At 40.0% G+C, this 20,276-nt stretch carries 21 protein-coding genes, 1 rRNA gene and 1 other annotated feature; all 22 genes read right to left on the bottom strand.

Annotated features, from left to right (window positions below; translation table 11 throughout):
* Positions 1–90: 90 nt before the first annotated feature.
* The 22 genes from rplK to rrf all read right to left on the bottom strand — a co-directional run bounded on the left by rplK (position 91) and on the right by rrf (position 20,242).
* Positions 91–516: a 50S ribosomal protein L11 gene (gene rplK, locus MUN87_RS14290; RefSeq protein WP_244721649.1), complete on the bottom strand. Its 426-nt coding sequence runs from the start codon at positions 514–516 to the stop codon at positions 91–93.
* Positions 517–686: 170 nt separating this feature from the next.
* Entirely contained in the window at positions 687–1,223 is a 537-nt protein-coding gene (gene nusG / locus MUN87_RS14285; protein ID WP_244721661.1) for a transcription termination/antitermination protein NusG, read from the bottom strand.
* A 138-nt stretch (positions 1,224–1,361) separates the two neighbouring features.
* Positions 1,362–1,523 (bottom strand): preprotein translocase subunit SecE, encoded by a 162-nt coding sequence (secE, locus tag MUN87_RS14280; protein ID WP_439649671.1) that lies wholly within the window; start codon positions 1,521–1,523, stop codon positions 1,362–1,364.
* Between the two features lie 56 nt (positions 1,524–1,579).
* Positions 1,580–1,726 (bottom strand): 50S ribosomal protein L33, encoded by a 147-nt coding sequence (rpmG, locus tag MUN87_RS14275; protein WP_244721666.1) that lies wholly within the window; start codon positions 1,724–1,726, stop codon positions 1,580–1,582.
* 81 nt (positions 1,727–1,807) lie between these two features.
* Positions 1,808–2,452, bottom strand: coding sequence for an RNA polymerase sporulation sigma factor SigH (gene sigH / locus MUN87_RS14270; RefSeq protein ID WP_244747972.1), 645 nt, complete (start codon positions 2,450–2,452; stop codon positions 1,808–1,810).
* 109 nt (positions 2,453–2,561) lie between these two features.
* On the bottom strand, positions 2,562–3,068 hold the full coding sequence (locus tag MUN87_RS14265; protein ID WP_244741161.1) for an NYN domain-containing protein: 507 nt from the start codon (positions 3,066–3,068) through the stop codon (positions 2,562–2,564).
* Positions 3,068–3,814 carry a 23S rRNA (guanosine(2251)-2'-O)-methyltransferase RlmB gene (rlmB, locus tag MUN87_RS14260; RefSeq protein WP_244741159.1) on the bottom strand — a complete coding sequence of 249 codons (747 nt, stop codon included), beginning with the start codon at positions 3,812–3,814 and terminating at the stop codon, positions 3,068–3,070. The genes MUN87_RS14265 and rlmB overlap by 1 nt, the downstream gene beginning before the upstream one ends.
* The gene (locus MUN87_RS14255) at positions 3,811–4,218 is read right to left on the bottom strand and encodes a Mini-ribonuclease 3 (RefSeq protein WP_244741157.1); all 408 of its coding nucleotides are present in this window, start codon (positions 4,216–4,218) and stop codon (positions 3,811–3,813) included. The genes rlmB and MUN87_RS14255 overlap by 4 nt, the downstream gene beginning before the upstream one ends.
* A 2-nt stretch (positions 4,219–4,220) precedes the next feature.
* The gene (gene cysS / locus MUN87_RS14250) at positions 4,221–5,621 is read right to left on the bottom strand and encodes a cysteine--tRNA ligase (RefSeq protein WP_244741155.1); all 1,401 of its coding nucleotides are present in this window, start codon (positions 5,619–5,621) and stop codon (positions 4,221–4,223) included.
* A complete protein-coding gene (gene cysE, locus MUN87_RS14245; RefSeq protein ID WP_244741154.1) occupies positions 5,611–6,270 on the bottom strand; it encodes a serine O-acetyltransferase in 660 nt (219 codons plus the stop codon). Before cysE ends, cysS begins: the two co-directional genes overlap by 11 nt.
* A gap of 145 nt (positions 6,271–6,415) precedes the next feature.
* Positions 6,416–6,628, bottom strand: a binding site (T-box leader).
* 42 nt (positions 6,629–6,670) lie between these two features.
* Positions 6,671–8,137, bottom strand: a complete 1,467-nt coding sequence (gene gltX, locus MUN87_RS14240) for a glutamate--tRNA ligase (RefSeq protein ID WP_244741152.1) — start codon at positions 8,135–8,137, stop codon at positions 6,671–6,673.
* Positions 8,138–8,288: 151 nt separating this feature from the next.
* Positions 8,289–8,765, bottom strand: coding sequence for a 2-C-methyl-D-erythritol 2,4-cyclodiphosphate synthase (gene ispF / locus MUN87_RS14235; RefSeq protein ID WP_244741150.1), 477 nt, complete (start codon positions 8,763–8,765; stop codon positions 8,289–8,291).
* A complete protein-coding gene (gene ispD, locus MUN87_RS14230; protein ID WP_244747971.1) occupies positions 8,765–9,457 on the bottom strand; it encodes a 2-C-methyl-D-erythritol 4-phosphate cytidylyltransferase in 693 nt (230 codons plus the stop codon). Before ispD ends, ispF begins: the two co-directional genes overlap by 1 nt.
* 105 nt (positions 9,458–9,562) lie before the next feature.
* Positions 9,563–10,666, bottom strand: coding sequence for a PIN/TRAM domain-containing protein (locus MUN87_RS14225; protein WP_244741148.1), 1,104 nt, complete (start codon positions 10,664–10,666; stop codon positions 9,563–9,565).
* A 108-nt stretch (positions 10,667–10,774) separates the two neighbouring features.
* Positions 10,775–12,148, bottom strand: coding sequence for a DNA repair protein RadA (gene radA / locus MUN87_RS14220; protein ID WP_244741146.1), 1,374 nt, complete (start codon positions 12,146–12,148; stop codon positions 10,775–10,777).
* A gap of 326 nt (positions 12,149–12,474) precedes the next feature.
* The gene (clpC, locus tag MUN87_RS14215) at positions 12,475–14,901 is read right to left on the bottom strand and encodes an ATP-dependent protease ATP-binding subunit ClpC (RefSeq protein ID WP_244741144.1); all 2,427 of its coding nucleotides are present in this window, start codon (positions 14,899–14,901) and stop codon (positions 12,475–12,477) included.
* 1 nt (position 14,902) lies between these two features.
* A complete protein-coding gene (gene mcsB, locus MUN87_RS14210) occupies positions 14,903–15,979 on the bottom strand; it encodes a protein-arginine kinase McsB (RefSeq protein ID WP_244741142.1) in 1,077 nt (358 codons plus the stop codon).
* Entirely contained in the window at positions 15,976–16,518 is a 543-nt protein-coding gene (mcsA, locus tag MUN87_RS14205) for a protein-arginine kinase activator protein McsA (RefSeq protein ID WP_244741140.1), read from the bottom strand. Before mcsA ends, mcsB begins: the two co-directional genes overlap by 4 nt.
* Before the next feature lie 12 nt (positions 16,519–16,530).
* A complete protein-coding gene (locus tag MUN87_RS14200; RefSeq protein WP_244741138.1) occupies positions 16,531–16,995 on the bottom strand; it encodes a CtsR family transcriptional regulator in 465 nt (154 codons plus the stop codon).
* 121 nt (positions 16,996–17,116) lie between these two features.
* Entirely contained in the window at positions 17,117–17,809 is a 693-nt protein-coding gene (locus tag MUN87_RS14195) for an MgtC/SapB family protein (protein WP_244741136.1), read from the bottom strand.
* 111 nt (positions 17,810–17,920) lie between these two features.
* A complete protein-coding gene (locus MUN87_RS14190) occupies positions 17,921–19,108 on the bottom strand; it encodes a GNAT family N-acetyltransferase (protein WP_244741134.1) in 1,188 nt (395 codons plus the stop codon).
* 1,017 nt (positions 19,109–20,125) lie between these two features.
* Positions 20,126–20,242: ribosomal RNA gene (gene rrf, locus MUN87_RS14185) — 5S ribosomal RNA — on the bottom strand.
* Between the last annotated feature and the right edge of the window lie 34 nt (positions 20,243–20,276).

Genomic DNA, 20,276 nt, shown 5'->3' with positions numbered 1-20,276 from the left:
CACAACAACCGTTGTTCAAAGTTAAAGGTTGCGGTTGATGAAGCAATTCTCCACTACCGCAACCTTCCGCTTTTGCACATCGCTGTGAGATTAGTCTTCGATAACGATACCCATGCTACGCGCAGTACCTTCGACCATACGCATTGCAGCTTCGACATCAGCAGCGTTTAAATCTGGCATTTTTGTTTCTGCGATTTCTCTAACCTTATCGCGTTTAAGTGTTGCCACTTTGTTACGATTCGGTTCACCTGACGCAGTTTCAATACCAGCTGCTTTCTTAAGCAACACTGCCGCTGGCGGAGTTTTAGTAATAAATGTAAATGAACGGTCTTCATAAACCGTGATTTCTACTGGAATAATCATACCAGCTTGATCTTGTGTTTGAGCGTTAAACTCTTTACAAAATCCCATGATATTAACACCTGCTTGACCAAGTGCTGGCCCAACTGGTGGTGCTGGATTTGCTTTTCCTGCTGGAATTTGTAATTTTACAACTGAATCTACTTTTTTAGCCACGAGACACACCTCCTTAAGTCCGTGATGTGGTAATAGGGCACTTGCCCTCCCACTCGATTACATATGAGAAAAAATAACCTTATACTCGAGGCATAAAGAACATAAAAATTTTAGCATTTTATCGATTGAAATGCAAGTGTATTTGATATATTTTTAAAAATATCAACGATCTATGATAATTTCTTCACTTGTGAGAAATCTAGTTCAACCGGTGTTTCTCTACCGAACATATTCACATGGACTTTCACTTTCTGCTTGTCCAAATCGATTTTCTCGATCGTTCCGGAGAACCCGTTGAATGGGCCATCCATTACTTCTACCGTCTCTTTTACTTCGAAGTCTACTTCTGTTACACGCTGTTCGAAGCCCATTCGTTTCAAAATGGTCTCTACTTCTTCTTCAAGTAATGGTGTCGGCTTTGAACCTGAACCGGCAGAACCTACGAATCCGGTAACTCCGGGCGTATTGCGGACAACGTACCAGGAATCGTCTGTCATAACCATTTCAGCTAACACATAGCCTGGGAATACTTTTTTCTTCGCAATTTTCTTTTTACCATTTTTTATTTCTGTTTCTTCATCTTCCGGAACTAACACGCGGAATATTTTATCTTCCATCCCCATCGATTCTAGTCTTTTTTCAAGGTTTGTTTTCACTTTATTTTCGTAACCAGAATACGTATGGACGACATACCATCTTTTTTCCATAATATCGAGGGCTTTCGTACGCCCTTCCCTCCCTTAAATGAACTTCTCCAACAGTCGATTTCTTTGCATTTAAAAAACCCGCCAAACGGGTTCTTTTTGGATAATATTTAGTTACAGTATAACATATATAATAGCAATTTATTCAAATAATAAGTTAAGAAGTTCGGTAATTCCTAAATCAATAAGTGCAAAAAACACAGTTACAAATGCAACTGTTCCAACTACTGTTATTGTATATCGTGTTAATTCGCGTCCTCTTGGCCACGATACTTTCTTCATTTCACGGCTGACATTTTTCATAAAAGTTACTGGTTTCACAGAAGGTACCTCCAAACTGTCTTCTAACTCCGTCTAATCTACTTTGTTTCACGATGAATGGTATGTCTATTACATATCTTACAAAACTTCTTAATCTCTAAACGTTCAGAATTCGACGTGTTCTTCTCCGTGCTGTAGTTTCTGCTATGGCAAACTTCGCATGCAAGTGCTACTTTATTACCCAATTCCGTCACCTCTATCGGGTTTAATACTACTTAAATGTAGCATGCTTCTCGCACACTGTCAACGACATCTACTAAACTTAACTAAGATAGATGAATACCACTTTCTTCTAAATATTTCTCCAGTTTTCGCTTCACTCTCTGCAAGGCATTATCAATCGATTTAGCATGACGATTGAGTTCCGAAGAAATCTCCTGATAGGTTTTTCCTTCCAGATAAAGTAATAATACTTCCCTCTCCAAACCACTTAACACTTCTGATAACTTGGATTCCATATCACCATAGCGCTCTCTATTAATCAGTAATTCCTGTGGATCAATTGCAATAGTTGCTTCTATCACATCCATTAAGGTCCGTTCGGAATCTTCTTCATAGATTGGCTTGTCCAAGGAAACATATGAATTAAGCGGCATATGCTTCTGTCTGGTTGCTGTCTTGATAGCTGTTATGATCTGTCTAGTAATACATAATTCAGCAAAAGCTTTAAAGGAAGAGAGCTTGTCTGCTTGAAAATCTCGTATCGCTTTATACAGGCCGATCATTCCTTCTTGAGCAATATCTTCATGGTCCGCACCAATAAGGAAATACGTTTTTGCTTTTGCACGTACAAACGATTTATACTTCTGAATTAAATAATCAAGGGCTAAGGTGTCGCCGTTCTGCACTAGTAATACTAATTCATTATCATCTAAGTTCTGAAAGTCAGTATTTCTATTATCTACCTGCATGGTGGTCAATGGGACTCCTCCCGGCTTAATGCCAAAAATTAGGTATTACCGCCTATTAATAGCAATATTATACAGGAAGCGCTTTAGATACGTCAACAGCACTTCGTTATTAATTGCCACGTCGCCACTTCTCAAACACTTGTAAAAGCTTGTCATCTAAAGGAATTTTAGTTTTAATTTTTTTCTGCTGATGCTCGATAATATCACCGGCAATTTCCTTCTGAATATTCTTTAATTCGACATCTAATTCTCTTGCTGAGACACGAAAAGCACCTTGGGCAAAAATCGTCCGTTGTTCGGTGTAATCTGATGTTGCTACGAATACTTTGGTACGGACGTTTTTAAACTTTTTGACAAGGCGCTCAATACATTGATCCGCCGTCTCGTTCTCCTTCGTAAAAATAACTTCTACCTTGAATTGCTGCTGTTTGTTCTCTAACCCTCTCACTTCATAAGCGTCAAAGACCACGACCACTTTACGTTTACGATATGCCTGATACTCCGCCATCTTATCGATCAAAAGTAATCTTGCCTGTTCCAGATCGTGATCTTTTAGTGCTTTCAATTCGGTCCATGCGCCTATCATGTTATAGCCATCAACCAGTAGTACATCCATTATCCTTCACCATGCTGATCTCGTTTGCGGAACACTTCATACATTAACAAACTAGCAGCTACAGATGCATTTAACGATGAAACAGAACCTGCCATTGGTAAACTTACGGTCCAATCACAATTCTTCTTCACTAGTCGGCTCATCCCTTTGCCTTCATTACCAATCACCAACGCTATCGGTAACTTGCCGTCTAGTTTGCGATAATCTTCCGTAGCATCCGCTTCCGTTCCAACAATCCAAACGTTGCGGGATTTTAACTCCTCAATGGTTTGTGCAATATTGGTAACTCGTGCTACCGGAATATGCTCAATGGCACCTACTGAGGTTTTGGCAACGGTAGAAGTCAGACCTACTGCTCTTCGCTTGGGAATGATCACTCCATGTGCTCCAGTTGCATCAGCTGAGCGGAGAATAGAACCGAGGTTATGTGGATCTTCTATTTCATCCAGAATTAAAAAGAAAGGTGATTGTCCTCTTGATTCTGCTACCTGAAATAATTGATCAAGTGTTGCATACTCATATGCCGCTACTAACGCAGCAATACCCTGATGATTTCCTTCTACCATTTGATCTAGCTTCTTTTTGGGAACCCGGTGTACCGGGGCGTTTTTTGCTTTCGCTAATCCTTGGAGTTTACCTGCTAAAGAGGCGTTTAAATTCTCTGTTATAAACAATTTTTGAATGGCGCGATTAGATTCTAGTGCTTCCATTACGGTGTTCTTGCCAATAATCCATTCATCACTCATGATGGGTCATCTCCTTTCTCTATCAAGTCAACTGCCTGGCGCAGCATGGATTCAAGACGTTCTGTCTGCTCGTCTAAATATAAAAAGCCGATTAAAGCTTCAAATGCCGTGCTGTATCGATACGTCTGTACAGTAGTGTTTTTTGGGACAGAACCTGATTTTGCATTCCGTCCCCTTTTGACAATGGCTAGTTCCTCTGCTGTTAATATTTCATTCTCCAGCCAGTGAAGCACAACAGCAGCCTGTGCAGAAGCTTTCACAAATTGAATAGCTTGCTGGTGCAACTGTTGCACCTTGACGTTCCCTTGCTGGATTAAATATTCACGCACATGCTTCTCATGGATAACGTCTCCCATATAGGCAAGTGCCAGGCTTTTCATTTCCCTTGGTGGCTGCCTTTTCATGCTTAACCCCGCTTCCATCTAGTACCTTGAGGTGTGTCCTCCAGTATAATATGTTTAGCCTTTAAATCATCTCTAATTTGATCCGCTAATTGAAAATCTTTATTTTTTCTTGCTGTTATACGCTGTTCAATCAAGTCCTCGATTTCTTCATCCAGCAGATCCGATTCAGACGTCTGTGGAATTCCTAACACAGTTAACCAATCATTTAGTGTATCGACAAACGTCTGCAGTATATCGGTATGCGTTTGATCAGATTGCAGATAACGATTGGCTTCCTTGACCAGATCGAAAATAACTGCAATCGCATTTGCCGTATTAAAGTCGTCATCCATTTCTTTCTCGAATTGTACGTTGAACTGCTCAATGGTGGTCAGCCACTCTTCGTTATCCTCAGAGATATTGACACTTGTCTGCTGGCGGTGCACAAGGTTCGTTAACGCATTTTCTATTCGGTCAAAGCTGTTTTTTGCACTTTCTAACAATGCATCACTGAAATTAATTGGATTGCGATAATGTACACTTAACATAAAGAAGCGAACTACTTTAGGATCGTGTTTTTGGATCAGATCATGAGCTAATACAAAATTACCAAGTGACTTCGACATTTTTTCGTTGTCAATATTAATATACCCGTTATGCATCCAATAATTTGCAAAAGAGGTTCCGTTACCTGCCTCTGATTGCGCAATTTCATTTTCATGGTGTGGGAATGTTAAATCCTGACCGCCCGCATGAATATCGATAGTATCTCCAAGGTATTTCTTGGCCATGGCAGAGCACTCAATATGCCACCCCGGTCGTCCTTGCCCCCAAGGTGAATCCCAGGCAATTTCGCCATCCTTCGCTTGCTTCCATAGTGCAAAATCTAATGGATCCTGTTTCTTTTCTCCAATTTGGATTCTGGCACCAGATCGTAATTCATCAATTGATTGATGAGATAACTTACCATAATGATCAAATGATCTTGTTTTAAAATATACATCGCCATCCGCTGCATAGGCATGCCCTTTATCAATTAAAGTAGCGATGAAACGAATAATATCATCCATTGTTTCCGTAACACGTGGATGATGGACGGCTTCTTTCACACCTAAGGCACCAACATCTTCTTTATACGCAGTTATAAACCGGTCGGCAATAACAGGCACTTCTTCCCCTAGTTCTCTCGCTGCCTTAATTAATTTGTCATCGACATCGGTAAAGTTTAATACATAGTCGACATGATAGCCTTTATATTCAAAGTACCTTCTGACTGTATCAAATACAATTGCAGGTCTGGCATTACCAATATGAATATAGTTATACACAGTTGGACCACATACATACATTTTGACTTGATTCGGTTCAAGCGGCTTAAATTCTTCTTTTTTTCGCGTCAGCGTGTTGTATATATTAATGGTCATCTTGATTCGCTCCTTTTAATTCGTTCACTTCTTTTTTTAGTTTTTTAATTTCGCCTTCCATTTCCTTTAATACCTCACTGATCGGATCCGGCAGCTTGTGATGATCTAAATCTCTTCTTACTTTCTCCCCATTTTGAATAACTACTCTTCCCGGGATACCTACTACTGTTGAATGATCCGGTACATCCTCCAATACGACAGAGCCTGCTCCAATCTTGGAGCTTTCTCCAATGGTAATGGAGCCTAACACTTTCGCGCCTGTTGCAATCAGTGCGTTATCCTTAATGGTTGGGTGCCGCTTACCTTTCTCTTTCCCTGTTCCTCCCAAGGTAACACCCTGATAAATCGTAACATTATCGCCAATTTCACACGTTTCGCCAATCACTACCCCCATACCGTGATCGATGAAAAAACGACTGCCTATCTTAGCACCCGGATGAATTTCAATTCCGGTAAAAAAGCGGCTGATTTGCGAAATAAGCCGTGCTATGAAAAAGAATTTCTTTCTGTAGACGGCGTGTGCGATACGGTGCGCCCAAATGGCATGCAAACCGGAATATGTTAAACAAACTTCGATATAAGTTCGTGCTGCAGGGTCTTGATCAAATACTACATCGATGTCTTGTTTGAGCATTTTAAAAAATCCCATGACCATCCCCCTTTGTTTCCCATTTTATTATCAAATTGATAAACGACAGTATGGCAAGACCTCTTCCCTGTCGTAATAAACGATACAAACACTACAATTTCATTACTTTTCTAGCATACAAAAAAAGCGTCTCTGGCTATATAAACTCAGAGACGCTTTTGGCGCGGTTCCACTCTGTTTAGGGCGATAAAATGCCCTCCACTTGAACCGATAACGGTGGCAAACCGTTCTTCCGTACTGAATTCAGGAAGAAACTCTGAGGTGCATTTCAAAGATACGTGCTTTAACCACTCTCAGCCAACGATGGTTTTCTCTGTACAAGCTGTAGTCTTCTACTTCTCCTCATCCACATTCCTTATTTATTACTTCTCATTATAGCGCAAATTCCTTTATTTGCTACTTATTTGCTTTGTTGGATTACTTTTTCGATTCGTGCCGTTACAATGTCTTTTCCTAAAAGATGAATGGCATTCGGCAGTTCCGGTCCATGTACCTGTCCGGTAGTAGCCACACGAATTGGCATAAATAATTTTTTGCCTTTTTGCTTCGTTTGCTTTTGTGTTGCTTTAATTGCAGCTTTCACTTCTTCAGGTGACAGTTCTGCAATGCTCGTAAAATGCTCCAGGAATGCTTCCATTACTTCTGGTACTTGCTCCTCTTGCAACACTGTCATTGCCTCTTCCTCATACTGTATGTCTGTCTTGAAGAAAAGTTCTGTTAACTCTACAATTTCTGCGCCGTACGATAATTGTTCGTGATAGAGGCTGATAAGCTTGATCGCCCAATCCTTTTGTTCCGGCTCCATATCTTCTGGTAATTTACCTGCTTTAATCAAATGTGGCAAGCTTAATTCTACCACTTCTTCAAGAGAGGCTTGTTTAATATATTGATTGTTCATCCATTTTAATTTCGCCGGATCAAAAATGGCCGGAGAGGTGGAAAGACGTTCCGGATCGAATATATTAATAAACTCTTCCTGAGTAAATAGCTCTTCTTCGCCTACTGGCGACCATCCAAGTAAGGTAATAAAGTTAAATAATGCTTGTGGTATATATCCAAGGTTTTTATACTGTTCGATAAATTGCAAAATATGCTCATCACGCTTACTTAGTTTTTTGCGATTTTCATTTAAGATAAGGGTCATATGACCGTAACGAGGCGCTTCCCAACCAAAAGCTTCGAAAATCATCATTTGTTTTGGTGTATTGGAGATATGCTCTTCTCCTCGCAGTACGTGACTGATTTTCATTTGATAATCATCGATTGCAACAGCAAAATTGTATGTCGGAATACCATTTTTCTTTACAATAACCCAATCGCCAAAATCGCTGGATTCAAAGGTTATATTGCCTCGAACGATGTCTTGGAAGGTATAGGTATGACCTGCCGGTACTCGGAGTCGAATACTAGGCTTACGACCTTCCGCTTCAAACTGCTCTATTTGTTCTTCCGTTAAATTACTGTGCGCACCAGAATATTTCGGTACTTGACCATTGGCACGTTGTTCTTCACGTTCCTGATCTAACTCTTCCTCTGTCATATAACATTTGTATGCCAGGCCACGTTCTAACAGCTCATCAATATATTTCTGGTATATATCTAACCGCTCTGTCTGACGGTATGGTCCATACTCACCACCGATATCTGGTCCTTCTTCCCATTCCAATCCAAGCCATTTTAAATAGTGCAGCTGGCTTTCTTCTCCGCCTTCTACATTTCGTTTATCGTCTGTGTCCTCTGTACGAATGATAAAGGAGCCACCTAAATGCTTGGCATATAAATAATTAAAAAGTGCAGTTCTTGCGTTTCCGATATGCAGATGCCCTGTTGGACTTGGTGCATAACGTACACGTACTTCATTTGTCATGATCATTGTCCCTCCATATGTTTCGATAAAGTATAGCGGTCTGTTTCACCTTTTATCTCTATTTTACCATTAATTTCGACATAATGTTACGTTTCTATTGTAGAAGAAGACGAAAACCAATGCCTACTAATTTGCTTTTTGTGAAAAATAATTATGATTTCATTAACAGAACAACTGCTTGTGCTGCAATTCCTTCTTTTCTCCCGGTGAATCCTAACTTTTCCGTTGTAGTTGCTTTTACATTGATCTGATCCACTTCACATTGCAATAGCTGGGCAATGTTTTCCCGGATGGAAGTAATGTGTGGAGCAAGCTTTGGTGCTTGCGCGATTACAGTACAATCGATATTACCAAGCGTATAACCCTTCTCTTCAACCAAACGCCACACTTCCTGCAATAGCTTTTGCGAATCGGCGTCTTTAAATGCAGGGTCAGTATCAGGGAAATGTTTTCCAATATCTCCTTCACCTATTGCACCAAGACAAGCATCGGCGATGGTATGCAGTAATACATCTGCATCTGAATGCCCTAATAATCCTAAGTCATACGGTATTTCTATACCACCTATAATACATGGTCGCCCTTCCACTAATTGATGTACATCAAATCCTTGTCCAATGCGAAACATTACGCTTCCTCCTTTTGCGTTAAAATCATTTCCGCCCGCATGATATCCTCAGGTGTTGTTAATTTCACATTATGATACGAACCGTGCACAATTTCTACCGGTTCATCTAATGCTTCTACCAGCGAAACATCGTCTGTTCCAAGATACTGGGAGGTTTGAGCGGTTTCGTGTGCTCGCAGAATTACATCATAACTAAATGCTTGTGGTGTTTGAGCCGCCCATAAGGTAGAACGGTCCAACGTATCAATCCTGTCCCCTTGCTTCCTTTTTATCGTATCTGTAACAGGTACTGCTAGTAAAGCAGCCTTCTTCTCTTGTGCCACTTTCGCCAGTTCATGTAAATGTGCTTGTTTTACAAATGGTCGTGCCCCATCGTGAATCATAACGATTTGATCATGAGATTCCGGTTTAATGGCGCACAGGCCATTATAGCCGCTTTCCTGCCGTTCACTTCCGCCATACACAATGGTTATCTGGTGTTGCCATCCGTATTCAGTAATCAATGCCTCCATTTCTTGCTGTTCATTTGGATTGATTACTAGATAAATATGACGGCACCATGTATCATGGATAAATTTTTCTAATGTATGTATGATAAGTGGTTTATTCAATAGTTCAATAAATTGCTTGTTTTGACCTGCGTTCATCCGTTTTCCTTGACCTGCCGCTAGCACGATCACATTATATTTTATCATGCGGCCACCCCAATCTTTGTTCGAACTCTCACTGTTAAACTAACAAAAAGTGATAACAGTATGTTATCACTTTTTATCTATCCTTTATAAGTTATACCTTTTTTATAGAGCTTTTTCAAGCAATTTTGGTTTTGCGAAAATCATTCGTCCTGCTGACGTTTGCAAAACACTCGTGATGACTACGTCAATATGTTGGCCGATATAATTCTTACCTTCTTCTACAACGATCATCGTACCATCATCTAAATACGCAACACCCTGATTCTGTTCTTTCCCATCTTTGATCACATGTACAGCTAACTCCTCGCCAGGTAAAACAATTGGTTTTACCGCATTTGCAAGGTCATTAATGTTAAGGACGGGTACTTTTTGAAACTCACAAACTTTATTTAAGTTAAAGTCATTCGTTACAACGATACCGTTCATTACTTTTGCGAGCTTCACGAGCTTACTGTCGACTTCTTGAATCTCTTCGAAGTCACCTTCATAAATTTCCACGTTAATCGGTAAGTCTTTTTGAATTCGGTTCAGTATATCCAACCCTCTGCGCCCTCTATTACGTTTCAAAGCGTCTGAAGAATCCGCAATATGCTGAAGCTCTTCCAGGACAAACTGTGGAATGATAATTGTCCCTTCAAGAAAGCTTGTTTGACAAATGTCAGCGATACGACCATCAATGATCACACTCGTATCTAAAATTTTAGGCTTAGGTAAGTCGGATGGTCCATCTTCTGCAACAGATGTTTTCTTTTTTTCCTTCTTTGGCAAGGTAAACAAATTAAGAAACTCATCACGTCTTTTAAAACCAACCTGAAAACCGAAATACGCTAGCAATACACTTAAAAAGATCGGTACTACTTGTGAAACTAGCTTGATTTCAATTGATTGAATCGGAATAATTAAGAAATAAGCAATAATTAAACCAATAATAATTCCTAAACTACCAAAAATCAGATCTGCAACTGGGGCCTTCATCAATAATTCTTCGATCCAAGTAAAAAATTGCACAATATAATCTGAAACCAATAGAGAAAGAATAAATAAAATAATTGCTCCCAAGACTAACCCAACATAGGGTGCCACATAATCTGACATAAACCATGAACCTTCAGCGAATCCTATCAATTCCAATAATTTTGGAATATATAAATATCCAGCGGTACCACCTGCAATAATGAAAAATAGTTGCACAAATCGTTTTAGCACCACAGTCACCTCCTGTATAGTATTCTCTCCAACTATAAACTTTTTAAACATAGAAATTTTGCTGGAACCATTTATAGTTAAAACGGGTCATTCCTTCTTTGTCTGATGTTAATCTCCTAATGCTATCTTTATGGCTTCCTGTACGGAATTAACACCAACCATTTCAATGGTGTCTGGAGGTGTCCAGCCTTCCAGATTCTTAGCAGGAATAATAGCTCGCTTAAAGCCTAACTTTGCAGCTTCCTGCACCCGCTGATCAATTCGGGACACTCTCCGAACCTCTCCTGTCAATCCAACTTCTCCAATCAGAACATCATCTGTATGCGGCGCTCTGTCTCTAAAGCTGGAAGCAATACTAATGGCAACGGCCAGATCAATTGCCGGCTCATCTAACTTTACTCCTCCGGCGACCTTCACATACGCATCTTGATTCTGGAGCATTAAACCTACTCTTTTTTCAAGAACCGCCATCAGCAACGGCACCCTGTTATGATCAATCCCGGTAGCCATTCTTCTCGGATTTCCAAAGCTTGTAGGAGAAATTAAAGCTTGTATTTCTACTAATACTGGTCTGGTTCCCTCCATTGATGCAACAATAGTAGAACCTGCTACCCCTTGCGAACGTTCTTCCAAGAAGATCTCAGACGGGTTTAACACTTCAACGAGACCTTCTTCTTTCATTTCAAAGATACCCATTTCATGTGTACTGCCAAATCTATTCTTCACACTTCGTAATATGCGGAAAGTATGGTGTCTTTCCCCTTCAAAATACAAAACTGCATCTACCATGTGTTCGAGTAACCTTGGCCCAGCAATGGAACCTTCTTTTGTGACATGCCCTACAATAAAAATCGGGATGTGGTTCCGCTTGGCAATTCGCATTAATTCGCTTGTACATTCGCGAACTTGTGATACACTACCTGGTGCACTAGTCACTTCTTCTTTAAAAATGGTTTGAATCGAGTCAATAACAACAAATCCTGGTTTCAATTGATCAATTTGATTAGCAATATCCATTAAATTTGTTTCTGACAGCACATATAGTCGTTCAGAGGAAATATCGAGGCGATCTGCTCTTAACTTTGTCTGTCGAGCAGATTCTTCTCCAGAAATGTACAATACGTCTAGGTTGCTTTGCGATAGCTGACTGGATACTTGCAGAAGCAAAGTTGATTTTCCGATACCCGGATCACCGCCAATCAACACAAGTGACCCTGGAACAATCCCACCGCCTAAAACACGGTTTAATTCTCGCATGCTTGTCGAAATTCTAGGTTCTTCTTGTGATTGAATACTCGAAATTTTTTCCGGCTTTTGAGCTGTTGCTGAACCACCTGTTGCCCAATTTCCTCTTGCTGTCTTCGTTGCTTCTAATTCCTCTACTAATGTATTCCACTGATGACATCCTGGACATTTCCCCATCCATTTTGGTGATTCATATCCACAAGATTGACAAACAAATTTTGATTTACGTTTAGCCAAAAATATCGCTCCTTTTCATTATATACGAAAATACCCCTCTATAAGTTACAAAGATCTATCAATTTAGTTAAAGATGTATGTAAAAAGTGTGAAAAAATAGAACTGCTGCTTTATTCGCTTTTTTACTGTCTATATTTTACCGGAATTACTCGCTGACACCACACCATTTAGGTGAAGAATATGCAACGTGTTGCATATAGATACAAATCTTCGGGTGAAAGCTTCTGATTTGTGTCCTTTCCTCACTCTTGGAGACAAATCTTTAGGGTTACGTTTTCCTGTCAGGGTACAAAAAATCGGAAGGTAGCCCCTCCGATTTTTTGATATTACACTAAGCTAAATTCATTTTTATCATCTAGATCTATGGTTACTTTTTGTCCGCGTTTAATATTTTCTTTTAATAGTTCCTCAGATAGTAAGTCTTCAACATTCTTCTGAATAGAGCGTCTTAGTGGTCTTGCACCATATTCCGGATCAAAGCCTTCATTGGCGATTTTTTCAATAGCCTTATCTGACAATTCAAAGTCAATCTCTTGCTCAACAAGACGCTTCTGTAATTCCTTGACCATTAATTCAACAATGTACTTCATATGCTTCTTCTCTAGTGAGTGGAAGACAATTGTTTCATCAATTCTGTTTAAAAATTCAGGACGGAATGCTTTTTTCAGTTCAGTTGTTACTTTTGAACGCATATCCTTGTAATCTTGTTCCTCATCACCAAGACTGAAACCAACATATTTATTACGCTTCAATTCATTCGCTCCAACGTTGGAAGTCATAATGAGAACCGTATTTCTAAAATCAACCGTACGTCCTTTAGAATCGGTTAACCGGCCATCTTCTAATACTTGAAGCAGAATATTAAATACTTCCGGGTGTGCTTTTTCTACTTCATCTAATAAGACGACTGAATAAGGCTTTCTGCGGACTTTCTCCGTTAATTGACCACCTTCTTCGTACCCAACATAACCAGGAGGTGAACCAACCAATCGTGATGTAGCGTGTTTTTCCATATATTCTGACATATCGATACGGATCATAGCATCTTCATCACCGAACATAGATTCAGCTAATGCACGAGCTAATTCTGTCTTACCAACACCCGTTGGACCTAAGAAAATAAAGGAGCCAATCGGACGTTTCGGATCTTTCAGACCTGCTCTTGCACGACGGATTGCTTTCGATACGGCTTTGACCGCTTCTTCCTGTCCAATCAGTCGGTCATGCAAAATGTCTTCCATGTGCAACAGACGTTCACTTTCGTCTTTTGTTAAGGATGAAACGGGTACACCAGTCCAGGTAGATACAACACTTGCGATATCTTCCACTGTGACCTCAGAATTTTCTTGCCCTTGCTTCTCTTTCCATTTGGCTTCGGTTTCTTCTAATTCTTTTCGTAATTGCTGTTCATCATCCCGCAATGCTGCTGCTTTTTCAAATTCTTGACTCTGCACTGCCGCATCTTTCTCTTTACGTACTTCTTCTAATTTCTGTTCCAATTCTTTTAAATTAGGCGGAGTCGTGTAAGAGCGCAAGCGTACTTTCGATGCCGCCTCATCGATAAGGTCAATGGCCTTATCCGGCAGGAAACGATCCGTAATATAACGATCAGATAATTTAGCCGCTGCTTCGATGGCATCATCTGTAATCGTAACACGGTGGTGTGCTTCATAACGGTCACGTAACCCTTGCAGAATTTGAACGGATTCATCGACAGAAGGCTCATCTACTTGGATTGGCTGAAAACGACGCTCTAAGGCCGCATCTTTTTCAATATATTTACGGTACTCATCTAACGTAGTGGCACCAATACATTGCAGTTCTCCACGAGCCAGCGACGGTTTCAGGATGTTGGACGCATCAATTGCACCTTCTGCTCCACCAGCACCGATCAATGTATGCAGCTCATCAATAAACAAAATGACATTGTTTGCTTGACGAATCTCTTCCATTACTTTTTTCAAGCGATCCTCAAATTCGCCGCGATATTTGGTGCCCGCTACAACTGTACCCATATCCAGTGTCATGACGCGTTTATCTCGCAGGATTTCCGGTACTTCATTTTGCACGATTTGCTGGGCAAGACCTTCCGCTACTGCTGTCTTACCAACACCTGGTTCACCAATGAGTACAGGGTTGTTTTTGGTACGTCGACTCAGCACTTGAATGACACGTTCAATTTCCTTACCACGGCCAATCACCGGATCTATTTTGCCTTCCTTAGCAATAGCAGTTAAATCTCTGGCAAGTGAATCTAATGTTGGCGTATTAGCGCTATTCGCCTGGTTATTACGACCATTTTGGGCACTGCCAGATTCAGAGCTTCCTAACAGCTGAAGCACTTGCTGTCTTGCTTTATTTAAACTAACACCTAAGTTATTTAATACTCGTGCCGCAACGCCTTCTCCTTCACGAATCAGGCCTAACAGAATATGCTCGGTACCTACATAAGAATGGCCCAGCTTTCGTGCTTCATCCATTGATAGTTCGATTACTTTTTTTGCTCGAGGAGTATAATGAATTGTCTGTGAGACCTGATTGCCTTTGCCAATTAAAGATTCTACTTCATCTCTAATTTTATCTGCTCCTAGACCTATTGCCTGTAAAGCCTTAGCAGCAATTCCTTCGCCCTCACTAACGAGTCCTAATAAGATATGTTCTGTCCCTATATTATTATGGCCTAATCTAACTGCTTCCTCTTGTGAAAGTGCTAATACCTTTTGTGCTCTTTCTGTAAAACGTCCAAACATCATATTAATATTCCTCCTTCTGCTCCATTGTAAATCGTTCCCGAATTAAGGATGCACGAAAAACATCACGTTCATTCGGTGTTAGCATTTTTTTCGCATATTGTTGTAAAAATGCCGGCTGCGTTAAGACGACCAGTTCATTTAGAATCGACTTAGAGATATTACTAATAAATCCTAAATCAATTCCGAGACGGACGTCGGAAAGACATTTAGCCGTTTCCTTTGATTCTATGATACGACTGTGTTGTAAAATTCCATAGGAGCGAAAAACGCGATCTTCCAATTCTAATGAAGACTGATCCAACAGTATGGATCTTGCATGTCGTTCGTGCTCGATCAACTTCTCCACGACACCTTTTAAATCTTCGATAATGTCTTCTTCGGAGCGGCCAAGCGTTATTTGATTGGAAATTTGAAAAATATTACCGATTGCTTCACTGCCTTCTCCATAGATGCCTCTGACTACCAAACCTAATTGATTAATAGCTGGCAGCATACGGTTAATTTTTCGCGTTAATGCAAGTGCTGGCAAATGCATCATGACAGAAGCTCTTAAACCTGTACCAACATTTGTTGGACAAGATGTTAAATACCCTCTGTTCTCATCAAACGCATAGTTGATTTTCGTTTCAAGCCAATCATCTAGCTCAAATGCCTGTTGCAAAGCCTTTTCCAATTGAAAACCAGGAAAATATAGCTGTGCACGAATATGATCTTCTTCATTTACCATAATCGATACCTGCTCATTTTTTGAGATCAATGTAGCACCATATTTCGATTTATCAGCTAAATGTGGACTGATCAGATGTTTTTCTACTAACACTTGCTTCTCAGTGGAATTCAAATCTGCCATTCTGACAAATTCAAAGTCTTTATACTGATTATACGTTTGATGATTAAATTCCTCTTTGAAAAATGAAAGAATGTTATCCATCTGTTCTTCTTCTGCAATCAGCGGAAAAGGTGTATCTTCAAAGTTACGCGCCAGGCGGACCCTGCTGCTCATTACAATATCACTATCTGGTCCATCTTCTTTGAGCCAGGGGCTAATTGCCTCATTCATGAATTGCTCTAAGCTCATGAATCTTCCCCCTCCTCTTCACGATGCAGGCTCTTTTCGACTGATTTTATTTGATCACGGATTCCAGCCGCGTCTTCAAAGGCTTCATCTGCTATTGCCTGCTGCAGCTTCACCTTTAAATCTCGTAGTTTCTTCCGTTGATAAATGTTAGAGCCTGCTCGTTTAGGTACTTTTCCTTCATGCAATGTGTTACCGCTATGCACCTTTCGAAATAACGGATTGAGATGATCGGCAAAGGTATGATAGCACGATGCACAACCAAATTTACCCAGTCTAGCAAACTGTTGATAGGTCATCCCACATTTGTCACACTGAAGTGTTTCTTCCCGCTTTCTTAGAGATTGCTGCTGCATCGTATTTGATCCAGAATTAAATAATCCTGATAACAGATTATGAAGCGAATAGGCATCCTCTTCCTGAGAGACGTAGCCTTTATCCTTTGCACATTGCTGACAAACATGAATTTCGCTTTTTTCCCCGTTTATTACTTGGGCAAAATGAACGGTTGCCGGATTTTGATGGCATTCTTGGCATTCCACACCGTACACCTCCTAAAACTGATATTTTAATGAATTGAGCATGGCCGACAAGATGCGGGCACGCACTTCATCTCGGATCGGTAATTGAAACGGTAATGTACTGCGGTCAATGGCACTAACCATCAATTTTGCTTCTCGCTTCGTGATAAGTTCTTCTTCCAACAGTCGTTCCAATATATTAATAGCCTTTTGTTGTGAAATACTTGGCTGAACCATTTCGATTATTTCATCAATTAACATTGCTTTGTCTTCGTTGGTAATTCTGCTAATTCGAATGTAGCCTCCACCACCGCGCTTGCTTTCAACCAGATACCCTTTCTCTAAGGTGAATCTCGTATTAATAACATAGTTAATTTGAGAGGGTACACATTCAAAGCGATCTGCAATCTCACTTCGTTTTATCTCGATGATTTTGTGCTGATTACTTTTCATGATGGTTTTCAAATATTCTTCAATAATATCTGAAATATTCCGCATTTCCCCTCCTCCAATCTGACTTTGACTATATTTGACTATATACTTATTATACTTCAAGATCACGGGGTTGAAAACTATTTGGTCTTCTATATTATATCCGTTATTTTTTCCGTTCAAACCATCAAGATCGAAATCGTATTTTAATTTTTTCGACTTCTTCTTGTTCTAATAACCATTCATATAAATTTTCCCGTTTTTTCTGATGGATAGCATCGATATACATTTTTATTTTTGTTGTTTCTTTACTCTCATTGTATATATCAAACTCTCGTATTTCGATTGGAAAAGCTTGCACCTGATCCATAAATTTAGCAGTACCTTTTGTTTTGCTCAACTTCACCTCAAAAATAATAAAATGATTTTTGCGATGCAGCCGATGTTCAAATTTATTTAAAACAACCAGACTGATCAGAATGATTAATGTAGTAACAATCGCTTCTTTGTACATACCAATTCCGACGATTAATCCTAAGCCTGCCACTGCCCAAATCGAAGCAGCCGTTGTAAGGCCACGAATTGTCCCGCCGTTTACAATAATTGTTCCAGCACCAAGGAAGCCGATCCCGCTAATAACATACGAAGGTATCCTTGCAGGGTCAAATCGGACATTATCATAATGCTCAATAAAATAATCAAAGCCGTTTATTGAAAGTAACATCATTAAACACGAGCTGACACCTACTAATATATGCGTTCTAAAGCCGGCTGAATGTTTGTTTATTTCCCTTTCAAACCCTATTAAGCCGGCTAATATAAGGGCAATCAACAATTTTGAAACAGATTCCATAAATGCAGCATCAAAGATCTGATCCATGGCAATTTCCCCCTTTTTCACTATGAATAAATAAATGATGAGAGCATATACTTCTTATACCCTAAAATTAGTGATTTATAGCTACGAAGCAGTATAAAGGGGGTGTTTGGATTAAAAGAAATCAGGAAAATATGTCTGCTGTTCAGGTATAATCATCTCTAACTGCTCAACGGCTGAAGCATCTCCCTGTATTAAGTCTGCCTCCCACAATGTGAATGGCCGTTTATAACCAAATAAAATTTGTACAAGTTGTTGAACAGCTATTTTCACCCTTGCAACATTCGGATCTGCCTCTACACGCTCCGTAACAATACCCTCTTTTATGCTGTTGGACACCAGAAACAAACCATTATTTTCTGTTAAAAAGGCATCTGATACTTCTACTGTAAAATCGATTTTCGTTTGATCGATTATTGGAAAAGGATACTGTTCAAAGAAAGCATCAACATCCACAATTCGCGCCATAAAATAAGGCATCTGTTTTTGTTCGAATCTCGGTTCACCAATAAGTAATGGCAATGGGTCATCTGCAGGGACAGACAGCTCTACATTATGCACCATTGAATCATGATGTTGGATAAACTGATAAAGTAAGTGGCGCGCATTTATATTCACAAATGCCATATCATGTACAGTAAACAAGCTTTGTTTAATAGTGAACAACAGATACCCTATTGGTGTTTGATCCGCAGCATACGCAATTGCGATATGTGTATCTTTATGTTTTAATATACGATATTTCCACCAATGTTCTGTTCGATGAAGTGTGCCTGTATACTTCTTTGCATACATTTGGTAGATGGCGTCTAACGTGGAAATTGTTTTTTCCCCTTTACTTCCCCTCCTGACACTGCCCTGTCCGTTCCAATCGTTTTGAAATGATTTTATCGGCATATTGTATGTAGTTCGGTCAAACGTCAATTCCCAGCCATATTTTCGATAAAAAGGTACTGAAAATGGGTGTAAGTATGAAATACTTTGTTGTTGTTGTCTCATTTCTGTTAAAAGTTTGTATAACAATGCCTTTACTTTTCCACCTCTGCGATACTCTGGCCAAGAAGCAACGGATCCGACACCTCCCATTTCTAACGGCTTACCATGTAGATTTACAGTCAGTGGAATAAGGTGAGCTTTAGCAGCTAACTGATTATCTGCTATCCATCCCCATACTTGATCTTCTTTCATTTGCTCTGCTTTTTCTTCTCTTTCTTGTTGAGTTAACTTATATTGAAAAGCATACTCAGATAAGTTTAGAATTTCATCAGTATAGGAAGAATTTAAGCAAATCATCCTTTCCATTGATCATTCCTCCTTCTATAATATGTATTTTAGCACATTTTAAATGACGATTGTTTTCATCATAAACAAGAAATATAGAGCAACTTGCCTTTTATTAAAGGCTTAAAATGAGAAATTTTCTGTACATTAGAATAACTGTATAATTTTTCGTACCACTCCCGGCTTATTATGTGCGATGCGGGCGTTCAACTAGCTTTCCGGTAATAATCAAAGCATCTTAATTAATATAATACTTCCTATAATATGGATTATGTAAACTAGCAGCTTAGTGGTCATTTTGAAAAATTATGTGTGGTATGATATCGCTCCGTCCAACCACTCCGCGTCCTGCGGGGCACGGCTGAAGCTAACTTTGTGAAGAAGACCGCTTCTCAAAGTGGATCTTCAGCGCCTGCCTGTCCCGCGGGAGTCTCCGTGGTTGGCCTACGCTAGAATTGGGCCTCTACAATTTTTGTAAGAGCTAGCATATTGATCACTCATCACTATATATAACAGGAATTGCATGAATAACATAATGCCTAGAACCACTGCTTTTAGCTGTTCTATACATTGTAGCACTTCCCTCAAGCGTAGGAAATAGGTGGAGACTCCCGTGGAATCAGCGCGAGCTGAAGATCCACTTCATTTGTGGCCTGCGTCTGCAGGTACCGCTTCGAAGTGAGCTTCCTCGGCACAAGGCAGCAAAGAAGCTTTTCGGGTAGTGGCCTAGCTGAAGCCGTGCCCACAGGACGCGGAGCCTATTTCCGGAGCTTTGCTAAGCAGATAAAATATATCAAAATGGCCAATCTGATATACAGCCGTAGTTTACATTATCCATATGATTACTGCCGTGACTGCACTTTTATACTTTCTTGAATGATTAGAAAAACTCGACATTCGCTTCGTTCATTAGCAAGTGCCGAAGTTTTTCTTATACTTGTTACATTCACTACGTCGCGCTTCTTTATTGCTGATTTTTTATATTTTCCTACAGCACAAAAAAACACCTCAGTTCTTTGACTGAGATGTTTTGGCTTTGCCTGGCAACGTCCTACTCTTGCAGGGGCGCGAGCCCCAACTACCATGGGCGCTGAAGAGCTTAACTGCTGTGTTCGGCATGGGAACAGGTGTGACCTCTTCGCTATCGCTACCAGACTATTGTATTTTAGGGTTGCACCCTGAAAACTAG

This window comes from Gracilibacillus salinarum, from assembly GCF_022919575.1.
GTDB lineage: Bacteria > Bacillota > Bacilli > Bacillales > Amphibacillaceae > Gracilibacillus > Gracilibacillus salinarum.
Note: the sequence above shows the minus strand (reverse complement) of the source record. Positions and strands in the feature narration are given on the sequence as shown.

Coding starts and splice junctions, on each gene's coding strand:
- nusG (WP_244721661.1), bottom strand. CDS start 1,223: ATGGAAAAAAGATGGTATGTCGTCCATACGTATTCTGGTTACGAAAAT.
- secE (WP_439649671.1), bottom strand. CDS start 1,523: ATGAAAAATGTCAGCCGTGAAATGAAGAAAGTATCGTGGCCAAGAGGA.
- sigH (WP_244747972.1), bottom strand. CDS start 2,452: ATGCAGGTAGATAATAGAAATACTGACTTTCAGAACTTAGATGATAAT.
- MUN87_RS14265 (WP_244741161.1), bottom strand. CDS start 3,068: ATGGATGTACTACTGGTTGATGGCTATAACATGATAGGCGCATGGACC.
- rlmB (WP_244741159.1), bottom strand. CDS start 3,814: ATGAGTGATGAATGGATTATTGGCAAGAACACCGTAATGGAAGCACTA.
- MUN87_RS14255 (WP_244741157.1), bottom strand. CDS start 4,218: ATGAAAAGGCAGCCACCAAGGGAAATGAAAAGCCTGGCACTTGCCTAT.
- cysS (WP_244741155.1), bottom strand. CDS start 5,621: ATGACCATTAATATATACAACACGCTGACGCGAAAAAAAGAAGAATTT.
- cysE (WP_244741154.1), bottom strand. CDS start 6,270: ATGGGATTTTTTAAAATGCTCAAACAAGACATCGATGTAGTATTTGAT.
- gltX (WP_244741152.1), bottom strand. CDS start 8,137: ATGACAAATGAAGTACGTGTACGTTATGCACCAAGTCCAACAGGGCAT.
- ispF (WP_244741150.1), bottom strand. CDS start 8,765: ATGTTTCGCATTGGACAAGGATTTGATGTACATCAATTAGTGGAAGGG.
- clpC (WP_244741144.1), bottom strand. CDS start 14,901: ATGATGTTTGGACGTTTTACAGAAAGAGCACAAAAGGTATTAGCACTT.
- mcsB (WP_244741142.1), bottom strand. CDS start 15,979: ATGAGCTTAGAGCAATTCATGAATGAGGCAATTAGCCCCTGGCTCAAA.
- MUN87_RS14200 (WP_244741138.1), bottom strand. CDS start 16,995: ATGCGGAATATTTCAGATATTATTGAAGAATATTTGAAAACCATCATG.
- MUN87_RS14195 (WP_244741136.1), bottom strand. CDS start 17,809: ATGGATCAGATCTTTGATGCTGCATTTATGGAATCTGTTTCAAAATTG.
- MUN87_RS14190 (WP_244741134.1), bottom strand. CDS start 19,108: ATGGAAAGGATGATTTGCTTAAATTCTTCCTATACTGATGAAATTCTA.